Here is a 17,671-nt window from a genome sequence, read left to right on the forward strand (position 1 = left end):
ATACATGAGGCGATTTTTAAAACAATACATTTTCTTTTGTCTTGTCGTTTTTATGACGTTCAACAGCCATGCTCAATTTAAGGATACAAGCAAGTGGAAAGCACTTGTAGCGTTGGGATTTAATTCCCCTTCGACTAATGGTTTCATTGAGGGAGCGGAAGCACAAACCATAAATTTCCCAACGGTTAATTTGGGAATTCAGCATATGTTTAAAAAAGAGTATGGCATAAAATTAGACTATGGGTTTAATCGATTTAAGATTAACGAAGTATCACCAGACGTGAAAATAAATTACTCACGAATCAATGCGCAATTTGTGTTTGATCCGACAGAATATATAGGATTTTTACCTGTACGCTTGAGAACTATTCTGCATGCCGGTCCTGGATTTTCGTTTGTAAAACCCTTGAGTGGCCTTAGCGATAATAAACAGTCCTATTTAAATCTATTGGGCGGCTTGGAAGTCCACTACGCCATAGCAGAAAAGGTTTCGGTTTATATAGATACGGCTTTTATTTATGGTTTAACGTCTTTAGATGATTACGATCCTGTTTTGAGTGGTTTGGGAGCATTTAATGGTAGTGTGTTTAATGTGACTGTTGGATTGGCAATTTCGCTTAGCGGTTGTCAATTTTGTGACTAGTAGAATGAGTAAAGAACAAATTATATTGGGTATTGATCCCGGAACCACGATTATGGGCTTTGGACTTATAAAAGTGGTTGGTAAGCAAATGCAGTTTATGCAGCTCAATGAGCTTCAGCTTAAAAAATATGACGATCATTACCTAAAACTTAAACTTATTTTTGAACGTACCGTAGAACTTATAGATACCTATCATCCGGATGAAATTGCTATTGAAGCACCATTTTTTGGGAAAAATGTTCAGAGTATGTTGAAATTAGGTAGAGCACAGGGTGTTGCCATGGCTGCAGGTTTATCAAGAGAGATTCCAATTACTGAGTATTCGCCCAAGAAAATTAAAATGGCAATTACTGGTAATGGAAATGCTAGTAAAGAACAAGTGGCAAAAATGTTACAAAGTACGTTGCAGCTCAAGGAACTTCCCAAAAATTTAGATTCTACGGATGGACTAGCCGCTGCAGTGTGCCATTTTTATAACCAAGGGCGTGTTACTGTTGGTAAAAGTTATACAGGCTGGTCAGCTTTTGTAAAGCAGAATGAGGATAGAGTTAAGAAATAAATGGCTGGCATCTACATCCATATTCCATTTTGCAAACAAGCTTGTCATTATTGTGATTTTCATTTTTCGACCTCATTGAAGAAGAAAGATGAATTAATTAATGCATTAGTCAAAGAGTTAGAACTTCGTAAAGAGGAATTCAAAAACATTACAGTTGAAACTATCTATTTTGGAGGTGGAACACCATCCGTATTGTCTAATGAAGAATTGCAATTAATCATAGACGCTGTTTATATTAATTATGACGTTGATCATAATCCTGAGATCACCTTAGAAGCCAATCCCGATGATTTGTCTATTAATCGAATCCGCGAATTAGCAAATACACGAATAAACAGACTAAGCATAGGTGTTCAGTCGTTTTTTGAAACCGATTTAAAACTAATGAATCGTGCTCATAATGCTGACGAAGCTAAAACCTGCATTGAAGAAGCTACTAAGTATTTCGACAATATCTCTCTCGATTTAATTTATGGAATTCCAGGAGCATCCAATACACAATGGCTAGAAAATATTGAAATGGCATTGAGCTATAATGTGCCTCATATTTCGAGCTATGCACTTACGGTAGAATCCAAAACGGCTTTAGCGTCTTTTATTAAAAAAGGTATTATTGAAGATGTCGATGATGAGCAAGCTCATGAACAGTTTCATATTTTAAAAGAAAAGCTTGAAGAAGAGGGTTTCATCCATTATGAACTCTCCAATTTTGGTAAACCTAGTTATTTCAGTAAGAACAATTCGGCCTATTGGCAAGGTAAATCGTATTTAGGGATAGGACCATCTGCACATTCCTTTAATGGTAGGCAGCGTGGTTGGAATGTTAGAAATAATTCAAAATACATTAAAGCTATTCAGAATAAGGAATTGCCAATAGAAATGGAGACACTAACACAAACAGACCGGTATAATGAATATATCATGACTGGACTGCGAACGATTTGGGGTGTTTCCTTAACCAAGGTTGAAACCGATTTTGGTAGGGTTTTCAAAGATTATCTAATTGAGCAATCGAATGTTTTTATAAATCAGCATTTATTGTATATTGATGATGCACATTTACGAGTCACTAAAAAAGGGCAATTTTTAAGTGATGGTATTGCTTCAGAATTATTTAAAATAAATTTAGCGTGATTGCACAAATTCAATACAATTCGAGAAAATTAAAAATAGACTTATCTCAACCCCTGGATATTTCAATACCAATAAAAGGTGACATCTCCAATGTTAATGCGTGGTATATTGGTGCGCCAAAGATTGAGGCAGAAGTTTTCGATGGAGATACAATCAGTGTCGAGAAAGGTGCAGCCGTTAACTTCAACACCATTACGTTTAATCCGCATTCTCACGGAACACATACGGAAACCGTTGGTCATATTACAAAAGAGAAATATTCAATTAATAAGCATCTCAAACAGTTCTTCTTTCTGGCCGAAGTCATAACCGTGGCGCCTGAGAAGTTTGAAGATGACTATGTGATTTCAGCGAAGCAACTTCAATTTGCTATAGGAAATAAAAAAAGAGACGCAATAGTTATTAGAACAATGCCTAATACCAATGAGAAAAAATCAAAACAATATTCCAATACCAATTGGACCTATTTTCAAGAAGATGCTATAAAGTTATTGGTTAGAAAAGGAATAAAGCATTTACTTATTGATTTACCTAGTGTAGATAGAGAAGAAGATGGTGGCGAATTAAGAGGACATAAGGCCTTTTGGAATTATCATGGTCGAATTCGAAAGGATGCTACGATTACTGAGTTTATATATGTTTCCAATAAAATTGAAGATGGTTGTTATATGCTGAATTTGCAAATTGCACCTTTTGAAAATGATGCTACGCCTAGCAAACCTGTTTTGTATAAAATAATAGATCAATTATGAATACAATTCTAAAGATTGAAGAGCTTTTCATGTTTGCCTTAGGACTATATTTGTTTAGTCTTTTAAATATGAGTTGGTGGTGGTTTATTGCCTTGATTCTTTTGCCAGATATCGGAATGCTTGGATATACCATCAATAGTAAAGTAGGTGCAATAGTCTATAATATTTGTCATCACAAAGGGTTGGCAATCCTTATTTATTTTCTTGGCATATATTTTGAATCTGAACTATTAAAACTAACAGGTATTATTTTATTTGCGCATGCATCTATGGATAGAATTTTTGGTTATGGGCTCAAATTTAAGGATGCCTTTGCCAATACTCATCTTGGTCGTATCGGAAAACATTAACTATGGAAACATTTTTTATAATCATTATAAGTATACTAGTAACCTTGGGTTTGGTTACGGTCTATAAACAATGGAAGACTAAACAAAAGACTAATGAGCAGTCTATCTTGCTCTTAGATAAAATAAAGCGCGTTTGTAAGTTTATTACTGTAGAGGGCGACTTTGCAGAGATATATCATTACGAAGATGTTAAAGAAAAGTTTTTAAAACTAATTTCTAGTAGAAAAAAAGCACTGGTCGTAATCAACGCAAAGGCATATGTCGGTTTTGATCTCAATAAGGTGCGGATGAGTTCTCATCCTAAATCTAAAACCGTAGTACTATCGCACTTTCCTCAGCCAGAAGTCTTATCTATAGAAAGCGACATTAACTATTACGACAAGCAAGACGGTATGTTCAATAAATTTGAAGCTTCAGATTTAACCGAATTACACTCCAAAGCTAAGGAACATATTATGGATAAAGTCCCGGAAAGTGGACTGTACAATGTGGCGAAGTTAGAAGCTTTAGAGGCGATTCAACTTATTGAAAATTTAGTGCAAACTATTGGTTGGACATTGGATTATTCAGCTTTAAAGATAGAAGCTGGAGAGGATAAAAAGCTGTTGGAATAGTATGGAAATTGCATATAACAAAAAACGTTTACGAGCTAATTTGTACCTAAGCGTAGTCTGGTTTATACTTGGTGTTCTTCAGGTGGTGCTGCTGAAAGATCAACCTTGGCTTGGTTTAGGATGGATGTTTTTATCTGTAATATTTTTCACAGTTTTTCTTTATCGAAAAAAGAATAACTATGTCACTATAAACTCTGAATTCATAAAACAAAACTGGCCATTTGGTAAGAAAGTTGAAGTTGCCCATATAAAGAACGTCAAGTATTTTTCTGAGGATTATATTATAAATACCGAGACAGACGAATTAAGAATTAACACAAACTTGATAGAAGCAGAATCACGCCAAGTACTAGAGGATGCATTGTTAAATCTCAATTTTAAAGAAGAATGGCTTCAAAAAAAATAAAGTTTTCAAAATTCTTTAAGGACAACTGGGTGATTACGCTGTTTTCTACAATGTTTGGAGTTATAGCTGGTTTGTATCTCACAGATTATTATGAAGGGAAGCAACTAAATGAATCGAAGGAGAACGCTATTATAATGGTAAAGCAAGAGATTGATAATAACAGGGAAGAACTTTTGCGCTATGATTCTATTTGCAGGCGTATGTATGAAAGATCATCTTATGTTTTTTCAAAAATGAATGCTAACATAGAAATTTTTATTCATAAAGACTCTACCAAGATATTTGAAGAAAATTCAGATGGAATTATAGAAGATTTAAGGTTTGAAGATTATTTAAAACATCGAGATACCGTTCAAGTAAAAGGAGAGATGAATATGTTTGTGGGTTCTAAATTGGCTTTACTAGATCTAAATGATGTGATTTGGCAATCCTACAAGCAAACAGACTATATGAATATTACGAGTTTCACCTGTATTACAGGACTTGAAGAGGTCTATCAGTTTCAACAAAAAAATAACAACGTTAATAAAGAATGGTTAGGTGAATTAACAAGTGGCTCATTTTTGCAAAGTGAAGCGCAATTGAGTGAATTTATGTTTCTTTGGGATAAGGCCTTAGGGGTAAACCAGACATTATTGAATACTTATGATTCGTTAGACGCTATTTTTAAAGATTGTAAATAGATGAACATAGAAGACTATAGAAACTATTGCATGTCTAAAAAGCGGGTTACCGAACATTTTCCTTTTGATGATGACGTGCTTGTGTTTAAAGTATGCAACAAAATGTTCGCTTTGGCTTCGCTTTCCAAATGGGAAAAAGGAGAAGGTTTTATAAATCTTAAGTGCAATCCAGAGTATGCAACAGAACTTCGGGCAGAATACGATAGTATTCAGCCTGGTTACCATATGCATAAAAAATCCTGGAACAGCGTTTATTTCCATACAGGAGAATTAACGGTAAAATTCATTATGGAACTAATCGATCATTCTTATGATGAGATCGTAAAAGGTTTGCCTAAAAAAGTAAGAGATAGTATTTAGTTTTTCGATATTCAATTCAAAGATTGTTGCTCTCTATTCAACTTCACTAAATGTTTACTCATCGAAAAAGTAAATTTTTCTAGGGAGTAGATTTTAGTTTTGACTTATAATTAATTGAAAAGTTGAGACTATGAACATTCTATTTACCTACTTTACCCTTACAGTTACTCAGATAAGTATTTACTTATATCTAAAGAGCAGTTTAAAAAATTTAATATTAGGCTATAAAGAGAGTGATGCAATTGCAACTAAGAATCATGCCGTAAAAAGACAAGAAGTATCCACCGACGAGATTACAAATTCTAATGTTTTATCAAGTCATGTAGGTGAAAGTTGCAATGTTACTTTAAATAAAAGTTTAAGACATCTTGAGTTTATTTCTACGTTTGAAATGTATCTGGAGAATAAGAATCATAAAAATTTCTCAGTTGAGTTTCTGCAAGAGTTTGAGAAAATAAAACATGAAGCCCAATTAACAGCGCTTAAATCTACGAATCGTTTAACTCACAATATGCACAAAGCGGCTTAATTTGGAAAACCATTCGTCGACACTTATCTTCCATCCGTCGACACTTAATTACGCTCAACCGAAGTTTAATCAAATGTTTGCTTAATATCATCTAATTTGCCTCTTTAAAGAAGTAAAATGAATAAGCTAAAGGTTTTATTAATTGAAGATGATATGATTGAAGTGATGAAGCTTAACAGAGCTACAAGTTCACTCCAACTTAATCATACCATAATAGAAGCTAATAATGGCGAAGATGCTCTAAAATTACTGGAGCAGAAAGATAAACTTCCAGATATTATTCTTTTAGATCTAAATATGCCAAAGATAAATGGCATCGAATTTCTTAAGATTTTAAAGTCTGATTCTAGATTGAAATATATACCAACTATTATTCTAACAACTTCCAATAATCAACGTGATTTATTAGAGTGTTTTAATATTGGGATTGCAGGCTATGTGCTTAAACCATTAAAATATGAAGAGTATGTATCTAAAATCGAGAAATTATTGGCATATTGGAGTATTAATGAATTAATTACTACATAATGAAAGGCATAGTATTTACAGAGTTTTTAGATTTAGTCGAAGATAAGTTTGGTTTGGATGTAGTTGATAAAATTATTGGAGCTTCTACTTTAGATTCTAATGGTATCTACACATCTGTTGGTACTTACAAATTTTCTGAGATGTTACAGTTGCTGCAACACTTAAGTGCGCACACTGGAATTTCCATTGATGATCTATTGTTGGTCTATGCAGAGCACTTTTTTAGTGTTTTAGAAGATAGTTATCCTGGATTACTTGCTACATATAATGATCCTATTGAGATGATATCGTCTATCGAAAACCATATACATATTGAGGTAAGAAAAATATATCCAGATGCCGAACTTCCAACCTTTGAGGTTCTGGAAAAAAAAGAAAATTCATTAGTGATGATTTATAAATCGAGTCGAGCAATGCATCATTTCGGTTTGGGATTAATGAATAAAACATTTGAGCACTTTAATTCTACAGCGACCATTGCATTAGAGAAAATTAAAGAAGATGGTACCGAAGTAAAGTTTGTGATTGCTAAAAATTAATGAGTCAAGATCAAATTGACATACTAAAGCGTGCACTCGAACGCGAGAAACAAGCTAGAAAGGCTGCAGAAAAAATTCTCGAAGAGAAATCACGAGAACTTTATCAAACCTCTCAAAAATTAGAACTTTTATTAGATGAAAAGTCATCTCAACTACAAGGTGTTTTTGAGAATATTGTAGATGCCTATGTTGTTATGGATCTCAATGGTGATGTTCTCAAATTTAACGAAGCAGCAGCTAGACTTTTTGGCTATGATATAGAGCAAGAGCCAGTAAATGTTATTAAACTTATTTACAAAGAAGATTATGAATATGCCATGGTATCTTACATGGAACTTCAAAGCAAAGGTTTTTTTAAAGACTATGAAGCGAGGGTATACACGAAGTCAGGTGAAGTTAAATGGGTGCATATAAACGCTAGCATAGTTTATAATAGAGATAAAACACCAATTGCAGCTCAAGGTATCGTTAGAGATATAACTGAACAGAAAATTGCTGCTGAATCTCTTTTGAGATCCGAGAGTAGATTGGCTTCGCTAATTGTAAATCTTGATAGTGCTGTTTTGTTGGAAGATGAAAACCGTAAAATTGTATTAACCAACAAGAAGTTTTGTGATGTATTCAATATTCCTGTAGATCCCGATCAACTTAAAGGACAGGATTGTTCTGGTGCTGCAGAGCAGAGTAAAACTCTTTTTGAAGATGAAGATAATTTTGTCAATAGAATAAATGAGGTTCTAGAAAAAAGACAAACTGTTCTCGGTGACGAACTGGTAATGAAAAATGGAAAAATTCTAGAACGCGACTTTGTTCCAATAATAAAAGATGGTATTTATCGAGGCCATTTGTGGACGTATCGCGATATTACACTCCAAAAAAATTACAGTGAAAGTTTAGAGAAACAAAAGCAAAAGTATAGTAGTATCATTGCCAATATGAACCTTGGTTTAGTTGAGGTCAATAATGATGATGAGATTTTAATGGTCAATCAGAGTTTTTTAGAAATTTCGGGATATACCGAAGAAGAGCTTATAGGGAAAAAAGGAGGAAAACTTTTTTCAATTGATGATGGAAAAACAATTTCAGAAGAGAACTTAAAGCGTCAAAAAGGAGAGTCTAACTCTTACGAACTGAAGGTAAAGAATAAACACGGAGATGTGCGCTATTGGCTTATAAGCGGTGCCCCAAACTATAATTTAAATGGAGAAGTTATAGGTTCCATAGGTATACATTTAGATATTACGGATCTCAAGAGCTTGGAATACCAAAAAGAAAAATTACTCCAAAAACTAGAAAAAAGTAATGATGAGTTACAAGAATATGCCCACATTGTATCACACGATTTAAAGTCTCCGTTAAGAAGTATTGATGCTTTGGTAAGTTGGTTAAGGGAGGACAATAAAGAGAAACTGGACGCGGCAAGTCTTCAGAATTTAGACTTAATTCAAACAACATTGGAAAAGATGGAACAACTCATTTCTGATGTTCTTAACTACTCAAGTGTTTCGGCAGATAATAGTGAAAATGCTGAAGTTGATATTGAGAGTCTAGTGGCAGATTTATTAAAGATACTTTACATCCCAGAACATATAAATGTTACAATTCATAACGTGCTACCAAAGGTTATGGGTGATCAAATTAAATTGCAACAAGTCTTTCAAAACCTTATTAGTAATGCCGTAAAATTTAACGATAAGGATAATGGCTTAATTGAAATTGATGTTGCCGATGAAGGCAAATATTACAGGTTCTCAATAAAAGATAATGGAATTGGTATCGAACCTCAATTTCATGACAAAGTATTTAAAATTTTTCATTCCCTTAAAAAGAGTAAGGATTCTTCGGGTATAGGATTATCCATCGTTAAGAAAATCGTAAATCTTCACCAAGGTAAAATTTGGTTGGAGAGTGAATTAGGTTCAGGAACAATATTTTATTTTACACTAAAAAAATAATATGCTAATAACATCTACAAATATTACTGAAATTGTTAGTGTAATCTCCGATCATGTTAATCAAAATGCGGCTTTAATCACCGTTGGTGAGCACACTGAAATAGATATTGATAATTTAATTGAAGAGCTCAATACAGCAGGACTGCGTTTTATGGGAGGCCTTTTTCCAAAGGTGATTCATGGCAATTCTATTTTAGACAAGGGGATTGTGATTAATACACTTAATAATCTCGAATCTATGTTTTTAATTAAAAACATTAGTACTAAAGATTATGAAATCCCAGAGGTTCATTTTAAGCAAAATCAAGATTACAGCTTATTTACTTATGTCGATGGATTAACCTCAAATATATCACACTATCTAAGTGAGCTTTACGAGCACTACGGTATGCAGACCAATTACTTTGGCGGAGGCGCTGGTAGTTTATCTCTAGAACAACAACCCTGTGTGTTTTGTAATGATGGTATTTTTCAGGATGCAGCGGTGTTTGCCGTTATGAGTATGTCATCTAGAATTGGTGTGCGACATGGTTGGAGCAAAGTAGAAGGGCCATTTATTGTTACAAAAGCCGAAGGAAATATTATCAAAGAGATCAATTGGAGAAATCCATTTGAAGTCTACAAGGAAGTTGTGGAAGCGCACTCAGGTAAAACCTTTACAGATGATAATTTTTTCGATATTGCCAAAGGGTATCCATTTGGTATTGTAAAGGATAATGCAGAATGTATTGTAAGGGATCCGCTAATGGTTAACGAAAATAATGAGTTAGTCTGTGTAGGCGAGTTAGAAGATAACACGCTGGTGGATATTTTAAATGGTAATGAAGCATCATTAATTGCCGCGGCAGAAGAAGCTACTAAGGAAAGTGTAGCCCAAGCTATAATGCCTAGAAAGGCAATAATTATAGATTGTATTTCTAGAATATTGTTCCTGGAAGAAAACTTTGACAAAGAACTTACGGCCATTACAAGTACAATACAAAATCATTTTCCAGAGGTTTCAATTGGTGGTGCCTTAACGCTTGGAGAAATTTCCTCTTACGGTGAAGGATTTTTAGAATTTTATAATAAAACAGTGGTTGTAGGACTCTTTGAATAATGAAAATTGAAAATCATATATTAGATATTCTTCAACTTTATGAATACGCCATGGCTATAGGCAAATCATCGGACTATAAAGAAAGTTGTGATTTGTTTTTAAAACTGCTCTTAAAGCGAAAAAATTTAAATGCATCGTGGATTCTAGAAAAAAATGAAAACCATTTACAATCCTCTTACTCAATTCCTTTAGGTGATGAGGTAAAAAAAGAACAAAATGCTTCAATTGCGACCTTATTAGAAGATGTAAAAGTAAGTAAGTTACTTACTGCAGATGATGTTCTAGCTTCCATAGCAACAATTGAGATAGAAAGTGGCGTTGTAGCTATTTTTAACTTGGATGCGCAAGGCTATCTCTTTTTATACACTAAAAAAGATAATATCTCCTTAAAAGACATCACACAATTACAACCTGTAATTAATAAGTTCTCAACAAGCTTAAAAGCTTGTAAAGCTTTTTCAGCTCAGGAAAAACTGTTGAAGAGTCTCGAAATTCAAAATCAAGAGTTAAGCGATTACGCGCATATGGTTTCTCATGATTTAAAATCACCTTTACGCAGTATAGATACACTAACAGCATGGTTAAAGGACGATTACAGTGATAAATTGGATGCCTCTGGGAATAAGAACCTTGGACTTATTAGGAATAGTGTAGAAAAAATGGACACTTTAATTAACGGAATTTTGGCCTATTCTACAATTGGCAAGAATAGATTTGAGGTTTATGATGTAGACCTTAACAATCTTGTTAAGGATGTTCTCAGTCTTATTAGAATACCAGATCATATCTATATTATTACACAGGATTTACCGGTGATAAAAGGTGATAAATATAGACTGCAACAGTTATTTCAGAATTTAATAACCAATGCTATTGCTTATAACGATAAGGACAAGGGCCTCGTAGAAATTGATGTTAAAGATCAAAATGAGTTCTGGCAGTTTTCTGTTAAAGATAATGGCATAGGAATTGAAGAAACCTATTTTGAAAAGATTTTTAAGACCTTTCAAAAGCTGGAGAATAATAAAGCATCTACAGGAATTGGTCTTTCAATTGTAAAAAAGATTGTTGACTTATATGGAGGCACAATATGGTTAACTTCAGAGTTGGGAAAAGGAACAACATTTTATTTCACCTTGAAAAAACAAAGTAATGGAACAGCCTAATTTATCCTACATAGAGAGTATGTCAGGGGGTGATAAAGCTTTTGAGGAAAAACTTATTGGGATCATACAAAAAGAGTTTCCTGAAGAGAAGCATGTTTACTTTGATAATATTACAGCAAGCAATTTTAAAGAAGCTGCTGAGAACGTTCATAAACTTAAACATAAAATTAGTATTTTAGGACTTGTAAAAAGTTATGAAGTTGCAGTGAACTATGAAGATCATCTCATTGAAAACAGCACTAAAGGCAGGGATGATTTTGAGGCTATTTTGCAAATCATGACAGATTTTTTAAAGACCCTATAAGCGTATTTTATGAATTGTATTATTATTGATGATGAAGCTACGGCAAGAGCCATAATTGGACAATTGTGCAGCAATGTGGCAAGCTTAAATGTTTTAGAGGAGTTCCCAAATGCAATTCAAGCCATTAAATATCTTAATCAAAATGAGGTCGATTTAATCTTCCTTGATATTCATATGCCAGACTTTACAGGTTTCGATTTTATAGAAACTTTAAAAAATCCTCCAAAAATAGTGTTGACCACATCAGATGCCAACTTTGCTATTCAGGCTTTTGAGTACGATTGTATTGTAGATTATTTGGTAAAACCAATCACACCAGAACGTTTTCAAAAGGCTATTCAAAAGGCAGAGGCAGTAAAAAGTGTTGTAAAACCAAAAGGCGATGCAAACAAGGTAGAAACTAGCTCTGGTAACGATCTTTATGTCAACATTGATAGACGTCTTATTAAAATTGATATTCCTAGTATTTACTTGGTAGAGGCCAAAGGTGACTACATCCATGTAAAGACTGAGGACAAGAACTACACGGTACATTCTACACTTAAGAAAATTGAGGAAAAACTACCAGATAGTTTATTCCTTAAAGTACATCGTTCTTACATTATCAATGTCGATAAGATTATTGATATCGAAGACAATAGTGTCTTGATAAAAAAAGATGTCATTCCCGTAAGTCGTTCTAATCGTCCAGAGTTAATGAAACGTCTTAATTTACTTTAAGACGACCATTTTGTAGTTCATGGGAAGCAGTCATGAACGCTACTAAAAACCATTCATCGACACTTACTCGTATTCTAACACTATCATTTTTGTGTCAATCGAAAATCCCTAAATAAACTGTAATTACAAGCTAGTTTTGTTTCAACAATTAGAAGAAACAGAATTATGATACAGCGTTACTCTTTAAAAAATCAACTTGCACTAATAGCACTATTAGTTCTAAGTTTTAGTAGTCTAGCACAGGAGGATATTCCTTTTAATTGCGACTATAACGCTTATTTATTTCAGTATAATGATGTTTACGCAATAGACCTAGCGTCTGGAAATTCTTATCAAGTTGCTACTGATGTAACACCAGGAAATATAAATGCAGCAGCCTACAACCCAGCAGACGGATTTATTTGGGGTTCATTAACCTCTCCTGCTAAGACTATTGTTAGAATAGGCAAAAACTTTACAACATCTACATTTTATATTGATGAGTTGCCAACTAGCAGCAGGTATGTAGGTGATGTAAGCGCAGCAGGTATATATTATCTAAAAGGTGGTGGGACAACGTATTATAAAATAGATTTAGATCCAGATTCTCCAAACTATGCACAGCACCAAGCTACAGAAAATTTATCCTTAAATATCAGCGTCCACGATTGGGCGTTTAATGCCGTAGATGGTCAATTATATACGGTTGAGAAAGGTTCTAATAAATTATATAGAATTAATCCATCAAATGGACAAGTAACCTCTTTAGGAATAGTGCCAATTTTAGATGGTAATAATTACACCTACGGTGCAGTGTATTTTGATGCTGATGGTCGTTTCTATGTGTCAGCAAACCAAACAGGAACTATATACGTGATTCAAGAAGTACAGAATGTAACGTCTGCTGTAGATATGGATTCTAACCTATTTGCGTTTGGACCGTCCAGTAATAGTAATGATGGCGCGCGTTGCCCAACAGCACCTGTATTACAAGAAATATGTGATAATGGTATTGACGATGATGGTGATGGCCTTATAGATTGCCAAGACCCATCATGTTCTGGGTTTGGAATGTGTGATGTTATTGAGCCACCGACATCTGGTGGAAATGAGGGCGGATTAGAAAGTAATAACAGACTTTCAGAGCAGATTAATGCACGTAATTTCAATAGAGCGAGAACAGGCTATACCTTTGATAGATCAAGTGCATCTCGAGTAACACGTGGTTTAGAATATGCTCATCGAAATCCAAATAGTGGTTTTACTTTAGAAGATTTTATTCCATTAGATATCATTGGCGAAACGGAAACCATAAACTCTACACCTGCAGATTTGATAAGTATTACGAATGCTACTGAGATTTTTGCAGTAGATTATATGAACGTCGATACACCAATCGCCTCCATATTGGCCTTAAAAACTGAGAATGGTGTATATGAGCATACAAAGTATATCTGTGATCGTTTATTAGGTGCCGAGTTAATCACAGTAAACACTATAACTATTAACGACCAAGCATTTATTAAGTCTATTATTAAAAATATAGACGGGACGTATGAGTTTGTCTTAAGCTTATCGGCTAAGGTGATTAATAATAATCAGAACTTTGCTATAGAAAGCCATTGGAATTTAGACCAGTACGAAGATGATGTGACGTTCTATAACTTCCAGATATGGTCTAACTCCATAGACGACTTATACCACTTAGGCGAAGAATTGTTGAATTTATTAGACGTAAAAAAACCAATTACTACTTATAATAACTCAGCACCACCAACAGTATTTGTAAGAAAAGGACAGTATATCAATGGCGGTTTGGATTTGCAAATTATTAATACTAACGGAACGGAAAGTATCAATTTAGATGCTGGATATAGAGCGACAGAAACAAGCGATTTCGAAACCATTAATAGTACCCTAGCCTTAAACGGCCAATATATCACCAATTTGAGGGTTGAGACCGGATATTTATTTGATATTGGATTTAGAATTGGTGATGGTATGGCCACACCAGACGACTTATTTATGTCGGATGGGCCTTGGGGAATTGATGCTTCACAATTAGGAACAGAAGTCGCTTTGTACGATGTTACAGCTAATAATTTTGAGTTTGAAGCTAGCGATTACCCCATAGAGCGTAATGTAGACTTAAGAGCAACAACTAATACTTATGTAGCAGCTTATAGAGCCTTAACGCCACGTTTTAAAGCTGTAGATCTAACGGATTATAGTGCATTAAAATTGAGGGCGAAAGGCACAGGTAATCTAGAAATTACGTTTGTAAAAGAAAGTATTTCCAATTGGGAAGACCAATTTAAAACAACAATCACATTGTCTAGTGCTTTTCAAGATTTTGTATTGCCAATACAAGATTTTGAAACATTAAACGGTGGGGCGACTAGTGTGGTATTAGATGATGTGGTTACTATTGTGTTTACTATGGTCTCTGAGGACGGTGCTATGAGCTCTAAGGAGATGAACTTAGAAAATCTGAGGTTATCATTAGACAGTGCATTATCTGTAGACGATTTTATTGCAGATGCTAATAACATCCGAGCATATCCAAACCCGATGATCTCTAAAACTACAATTGAGTTTACAGTAGCACAAACTGAAACGTTGCAATTTGTAGTCTTTGATCAGTTAGGAAAGCAAGTGTATAATACAACTTATAATGCTGTACAAGGAAGGAACAGCATCACCCTTAACAGAAACGACTTAAGCACAGGCTTATACTTCTGTAAAATTATTAGTGATCAGTATAACATTAATCCCTTAAAACTGATTATTAATTAACCCTTAATTGATTACATGGATTAACCTACTTAATGGTAAGGCAAAAGCGCAAGCTTTTGCCTTTTGTTTTTTGTGAGGGTTAATTTTATAGTTAAATTTAAAAGAGTAATAATTTATATTTATCAGGTGAGAAGTAACATAATTTTTATGGGAGGAATTCACGGTGTAGGAAAGGGTACTATTTGTGAAGAATTGTGTGAGTGTTTTAATTTTAAGCATCTTTCTGCAAGTGATGTTCTCAAATGGGAAGAGATTAGTGATAAAAAAAATAAAAAAGTTCTAAATATTAATTCAACTCAAGAAAGACTCCTATATGGATTATCACAAATAATTGAACCCACTAATAATTATTTACTTGATGGTCATTTTTGTTTACTCAATTCTGAAGGTGAACCTGAAAGAGTTCCAGAAAATACTTTTCTTAAAATTAATCCATTTGCAATAATAATTATAACTTGTGATGTAGAAACAATATCAAGCAGATTAAAAAACCGAGATAAAGTGAATTATTCAATCAAGGTTTTACAAGATATGCAGGATTTAGAAATTACCTTTGCCAAAGAAATCTCCCTTAAGTTAAGTATACCCTTTTTTAATGTTAAAACAAGTGATGATATTTCGCTTCAAGCTTTTTTGAGACATTATGAGAGTACTTATTGATACTAATATTATTATTCATCGAGAAGCCAGTCGAGTTCTAAACAAGGATATTGGTTTGCTTTTTAATTGGTTAGATCGATTAAATTATGAAAAGTGTATTCACCCGCTTTCTATTGAAGAAATTTCTACTTATCAAGATAAGAACGTAGTTGAGACAATGAAAGTGAAGATAGATAATTATAATCTTCTTAAAACAGAATCCAATGATAAAGATTTAATACTAGAACTTAGAAAAACAGATAAGAGCAAGAACGATTCTATCGACACTAGTATTATTAAAGAAGTCTACAACAATAGAGTTCAATATTTAATTACTGAAGATAGAGGGATTCATCATAAGGCAAGAATTTTAGGAGTATCAGAACGAGTTTTTAAAATAGATGATTTTTTGGAAAAATCAATTGCCGAAAACCCGGATTTAAAAGACTATCAGGTTCTAGCTGTAAAAACAGAATATTTTGGTAATATCGATTTAGAAGATGTTTTTTTCGATTCCTTTAAAGAGGATTATAAAGAATTTGAAAATTGGTTTAATCGTAAGTCTGATAAAGTATCATATGTCTGCATAACTGATGATACTGTAAAAGCTTTTCTTTACTTAAAGGTTGAGAAAAAAAATCAAGAAAATTACTCAGACATTTCACCTCCATTTATACCTAAAAAGAGATTGAAAATAGGAACTCTTAAAGTAACATCAACTGGCTATAAGCTTGGAGAAAGATTCCTAAAAATAGTTTTTGATAATGCACTTGAAAATAAGGTTGAAGAAATTTATGTCACAATTTTTGATAAAAGAGAAGAGCAAAGACGCCTAATATACTTGCTTCAAGATTGGGGTTTTAAAGAATGGGGAATTAAAAAAACTGTAAATGGTTACGAAAAAGTATATGTTAGAACTTTTGGAAAGAATTTACCGATTAATTTAAGTAACCCTAAAGAAACTTTTCCTTTTATTTCTAGAAAAACGAGAAAATATATTATTAAAATAGAACCTGAATATCATAGGGAATTATTTCCAGACAGTGTAAATACTAGAGAGAGTAAGGATGGTTTAATGGATAATGAACCTCATCGAAACCGTATTGATAAGGTTTATATCTCACATAATAAAGATAGACATTTAGAAAAAGGGGATATTGTAATAATATATAGAATAGGTGAAACCAGTCCGAAAAGATTTTCTAGCACTGTTACTTCAATTTGTATAGTTGATGAAGTTTTTGATAATATTAAATCCTTTAATGATTTTTATCAAATTTGTAATAGAAGAACTTTTATAACTAAATCTGAATTAGATTCAAATTGGTGGAATAAAATTCCAAAGGTTAGGCCTTTTGTTATTAACTTGCTTTACGCACATTCTCTTCCCACACCTAAGCCTACTTTAAACAATCTCATAGAATTGGGTATAATTGAAAGTGTTTTTAATATACCTAGAGGATTCATTGAGATTAGTAATAGTCAATTCAATTCTTTAACTAACTTTGCTTACAGAGTTAAATAGATTTATGAAAGTAATATTATCGATCAAACCAGAGTTTGCATTCAAGATATTTGAAGGGACAAAGAAGTTTGAATTTCGTCGAGTGTTATTCAAAAATAAAGAAATCAAAAATGTGGTGGTTTACGCTTCTGCTCCAGTTAGTAAAGTTATTGGAGAATTTGAAATCGATACAATTTTTCAACAAGATTTGAATACTCTTTGGAGTAAAACCTCAGAATTTTCAGGAATAACTCAGGACTATTATACTGATTATTTTGAAGGAAAAGATGAGGGATTTGCTATAAAAGTAAAGAATCCAAAAATGTATGATAGTCATCTTTGTATTAAAGAGTCTTTTGGTTTAAACCCGCCTCAATCTTTCGCATATATAAGATAATTCATAATTGAAAAT

Annotated in this window: 21 protein-coding genes; all 21 read left to right on the top strand. The window is 33.3% G+C overall.

From position 1 onward, the window contains the following. Positions 1 to 4 precede the first annotated feature (4 nt). The 21 genes from H7F21_RS03890 (at position 5) to H7F21_RS03990 (ending at position 17,656) form a co-directional block, all read left to right on the top strand. Positions 5 to 643, top strand: coding sequence for a cell envelope biogenesis protein OmpA (locus H7F21_RS03890; RefSeq protein ID WP_185787907.1), 639 nt, complete (start codon positions 5 to 7; stop codon positions 641 to 643). 4 nt (positions 644 to 647) lie between these two features. Beyond that, the gene (ruvC, locus tag H7F21_RS03895) at positions 648 to 1,202 is read left to right on the top strand and encodes a crossover junction endodeoxyribonuclease RuvC (protein ID WP_185787908.1); all 555 of its coding nucleotides are present in this window, start codon (positions 648 to 650) and stop codon (positions 1,200 to 1,202) included. Next, positions 1,203 to 2,336: a radical SAM family heme chaperone HemW gene (hemW, locus tag H7F21_RS03900; RefSeq protein ID WP_185787909.1), complete on the top strand. Its 1,134-nt coding sequence runs from the start codon at positions 1,203 to 1,205 to the stop codon at positions 2,334 to 2,336. Then, positions 2,333 to 3,088 (top strand): cyclase family protein, encoded by a 756-nt coding sequence (locus H7F21_RS03905; protein WP_185787910.1) that lies wholly within the window; start codon positions 2,333 to 2,335, stop codon positions 3,086 to 3,088. The genes hemW and H7F21_RS03905 overlap by 4 nt, the downstream gene beginning before the upstream one ends. After that, complete coding sequence (locus tag H7F21_RS03910) at positions 3,085 to 3,438, top strand: DUF4260 domain-containing protein (RefSeq protein ID WP_185787911.1); 354 nt, start codon at positions 3,085 to 3,087, stop codon at positions 3,436 to 3,438. Before H7F21_RS03905 ends, H7F21_RS03910 begins: the two co-directional genes overlap by 4 nt. Before the next feature lie 2 nt (positions 3,439 to 3,440). After that, positions 3,441 to 4,052 carry a DUF4230 domain-containing protein gene (locus H7F21_RS03915; RefSeq protein ID WP_185787912.1) on the top strand — a complete coding sequence of 204 codons (612 nt, stop codon included), beginning with the start codon at positions 3,441 to 3,443 and terminating at the stop codon, positions 4,050 to 4,052. A 1-nt stretch (position 4,053) separates the two neighbouring features. After that, entirely contained in the window at positions 4,054 to 4,458 is a 405-nt protein-coding gene (locus H7F21_RS03920; protein ID WP_185787913.1) for a hypothetical protein, read from the top strand. Then, complete coding sequence (locus tag H7F21_RS03925; protein ID WP_185787914.1) at positions 4,440 to 5,141, top strand: hypothetical protein; 702 nt, start codon at positions 4,440 to 4,442, stop codon at positions 5,139 to 5,141. The genes H7F21_RS03920 and H7F21_RS03925 overlap by 19 nt, the downstream gene beginning before the upstream one ends. Further along, positions 5,142 to 5,501, top strand: a complete 360-nt coding sequence (locus H7F21_RS03930) for an MmcQ/YjbR family DNA-binding protein (protein WP_185787915.1) — start codon at positions 5,142 to 5,144, stop codon at positions 5,499 to 5,501. A 130-nt stretch (positions 5,502 to 5,631) separates the two neighbouring features. Further along, positions 5,632 to 6,030: a hypothetical protein gene (locus H7F21_RS03935; RefSeq protein ID WP_185787916.1), complete on the top strand. Its 399-nt coding sequence runs from the start codon at positions 5,632 to 5,634 to the stop codon at positions 6,028 to 6,030. 117 nt (positions 6,031 to 6,147) lie between these two features. Continuing rightward, positions 6,148 to 6,558: a response regulator gene (locus H7F21_RS03940; RefSeq protein ID WP_185787917.1), complete on the top strand. Its 411-nt coding sequence runs from the start codon at positions 6,148 to 6,150 to the stop codon at positions 6,556 to 6,558. Next, positions 6,558 to 7,097, top strand: coding sequence for a heme NO-binding domain-containing protein (locus tag H7F21_RS03945; protein WP_185787918.1), 540 nt, complete (start codon positions 6,558 to 6,560; stop codon positions 7,095 to 7,097). Before H7F21_RS03940 ends, H7F21_RS03945 begins: the two co-directional genes overlap by 1 nt. Continuing rightward, complete coding sequence (locus tag H7F21_RS03950) at positions 7,097 to 9,052, top strand: PAS domain-containing sensor histidine kinase (RefSeq protein ID WP_185787919.1); 1,956 nt, start codon at positions 7,097 to 7,099, stop codon at positions 9,050 to 9,052. The genes H7F21_RS03945 and H7F21_RS03950 overlap by 1 nt, the downstream gene beginning before the upstream one ends. A gap of 1 nt (position 9,053) precedes the next feature. Beyond that, positions 9,054 to 10,151 carry an FIST signal transduction protein gene (locus H7F21_RS03955; RefSeq protein WP_185787920.1) on the top strand — a complete coding sequence of 366 codons (1,098 nt, stop codon included), beginning with the start codon at positions 9,054 to 9,056 and terminating at the stop codon, positions 10,149 to 10,151. Continuing rightward, positions 10,151 to 11,317, top strand: a complete 1,167-nt coding sequence (locus H7F21_RS03960; RefSeq protein ID WP_246431413.1) for a sensor histidine kinase — start codon at positions 10,151 to 10,153, stop codon at positions 11,315 to 11,317. The genes H7F21_RS03955 and H7F21_RS03960 overlap by 1 nt, the downstream gene beginning before the upstream one ends. Beyond that, positions 11,304 to 11,621, top strand: coding sequence for an Hpt domain-containing protein (locus H7F21_RS03965; RefSeq protein ID WP_185787921.1), 318 nt, complete (start codon positions 11,304 to 11,306; stop codon positions 11,619 to 11,621). Before H7F21_RS03960 ends, H7F21_RS03965 begins: the two co-directional genes overlap by 14 nt. A 9-nt stretch (positions 11,622 to 11,630) precedes the next feature. Next, positions 11,631 to 12,341, top strand: coding sequence for a LytR/AlgR family response regulator transcription factor (locus H7F21_RS03970; RefSeq protein WP_185787922.1), 711 nt, complete (start codon positions 11,631 to 11,633; stop codon positions 12,339 to 12,341). A gap of 165 nt (positions 12,342 to 12,506) precedes the next feature. Next, a complete protein-coding gene (locus H7F21_RS03975; protein ID WP_185787923.1) occupies positions 12,507 to 15,116 on the top strand; it encodes a T9SS type A sorting domain-containing protein in 2,610 nt (869 codons plus the stop codon). 147 nt (positions 15,117 to 15,263) lie between these two features. Next, positions 15,264 to 15,776 carry an ATP-binding protein gene (locus tag H7F21_RS03980; RefSeq protein ID WP_185787924.1) on the top strand — a complete coding sequence of 171 codons (513 nt, stop codon included), beginning with the start codon at positions 15,264 to 15,266 and terminating at the stop codon, positions 15,774 to 15,776. After that, positions 15,760 to 17,280 carry a PIN domain-containing protein gene (locus H7F21_RS03985; RefSeq protein WP_185787925.1) on the top strand — a complete coding sequence of 507 codons (1,521 nt, stop codon included), beginning with the start codon at positions 15,760 to 15,762 and terminating at the stop codon, positions 17,278 to 17,280. Before H7F21_RS03980 ends, H7F21_RS03985 begins: the two co-directional genes overlap by 17 nt. Positions 17,281 to 17,284: 4 nt before the next feature. Next, on the top strand, positions 17,285 to 17,656 hold the full coding sequence (locus H7F21_RS03990; RefSeq protein ID WP_185787926.1) for an ASCH domain-containing protein: 372 nt from the start codon (positions 17,285 to 17,287) through the stop codon (positions 17,654 to 17,656). Positions 17,657 to 17,671 lie beyond the last annotated feature (15 nt).

Source organism: Winogradskyella flava (genome assembly GCF_014243395.1).
In the GTDB taxonomy this organism is placed as follows: Bacteria; Bacteroidota; Bacteroidia; order Flavobacteriales; family Flavobacteriaceae; genus Winogradskyella; species Winogradskyella flava.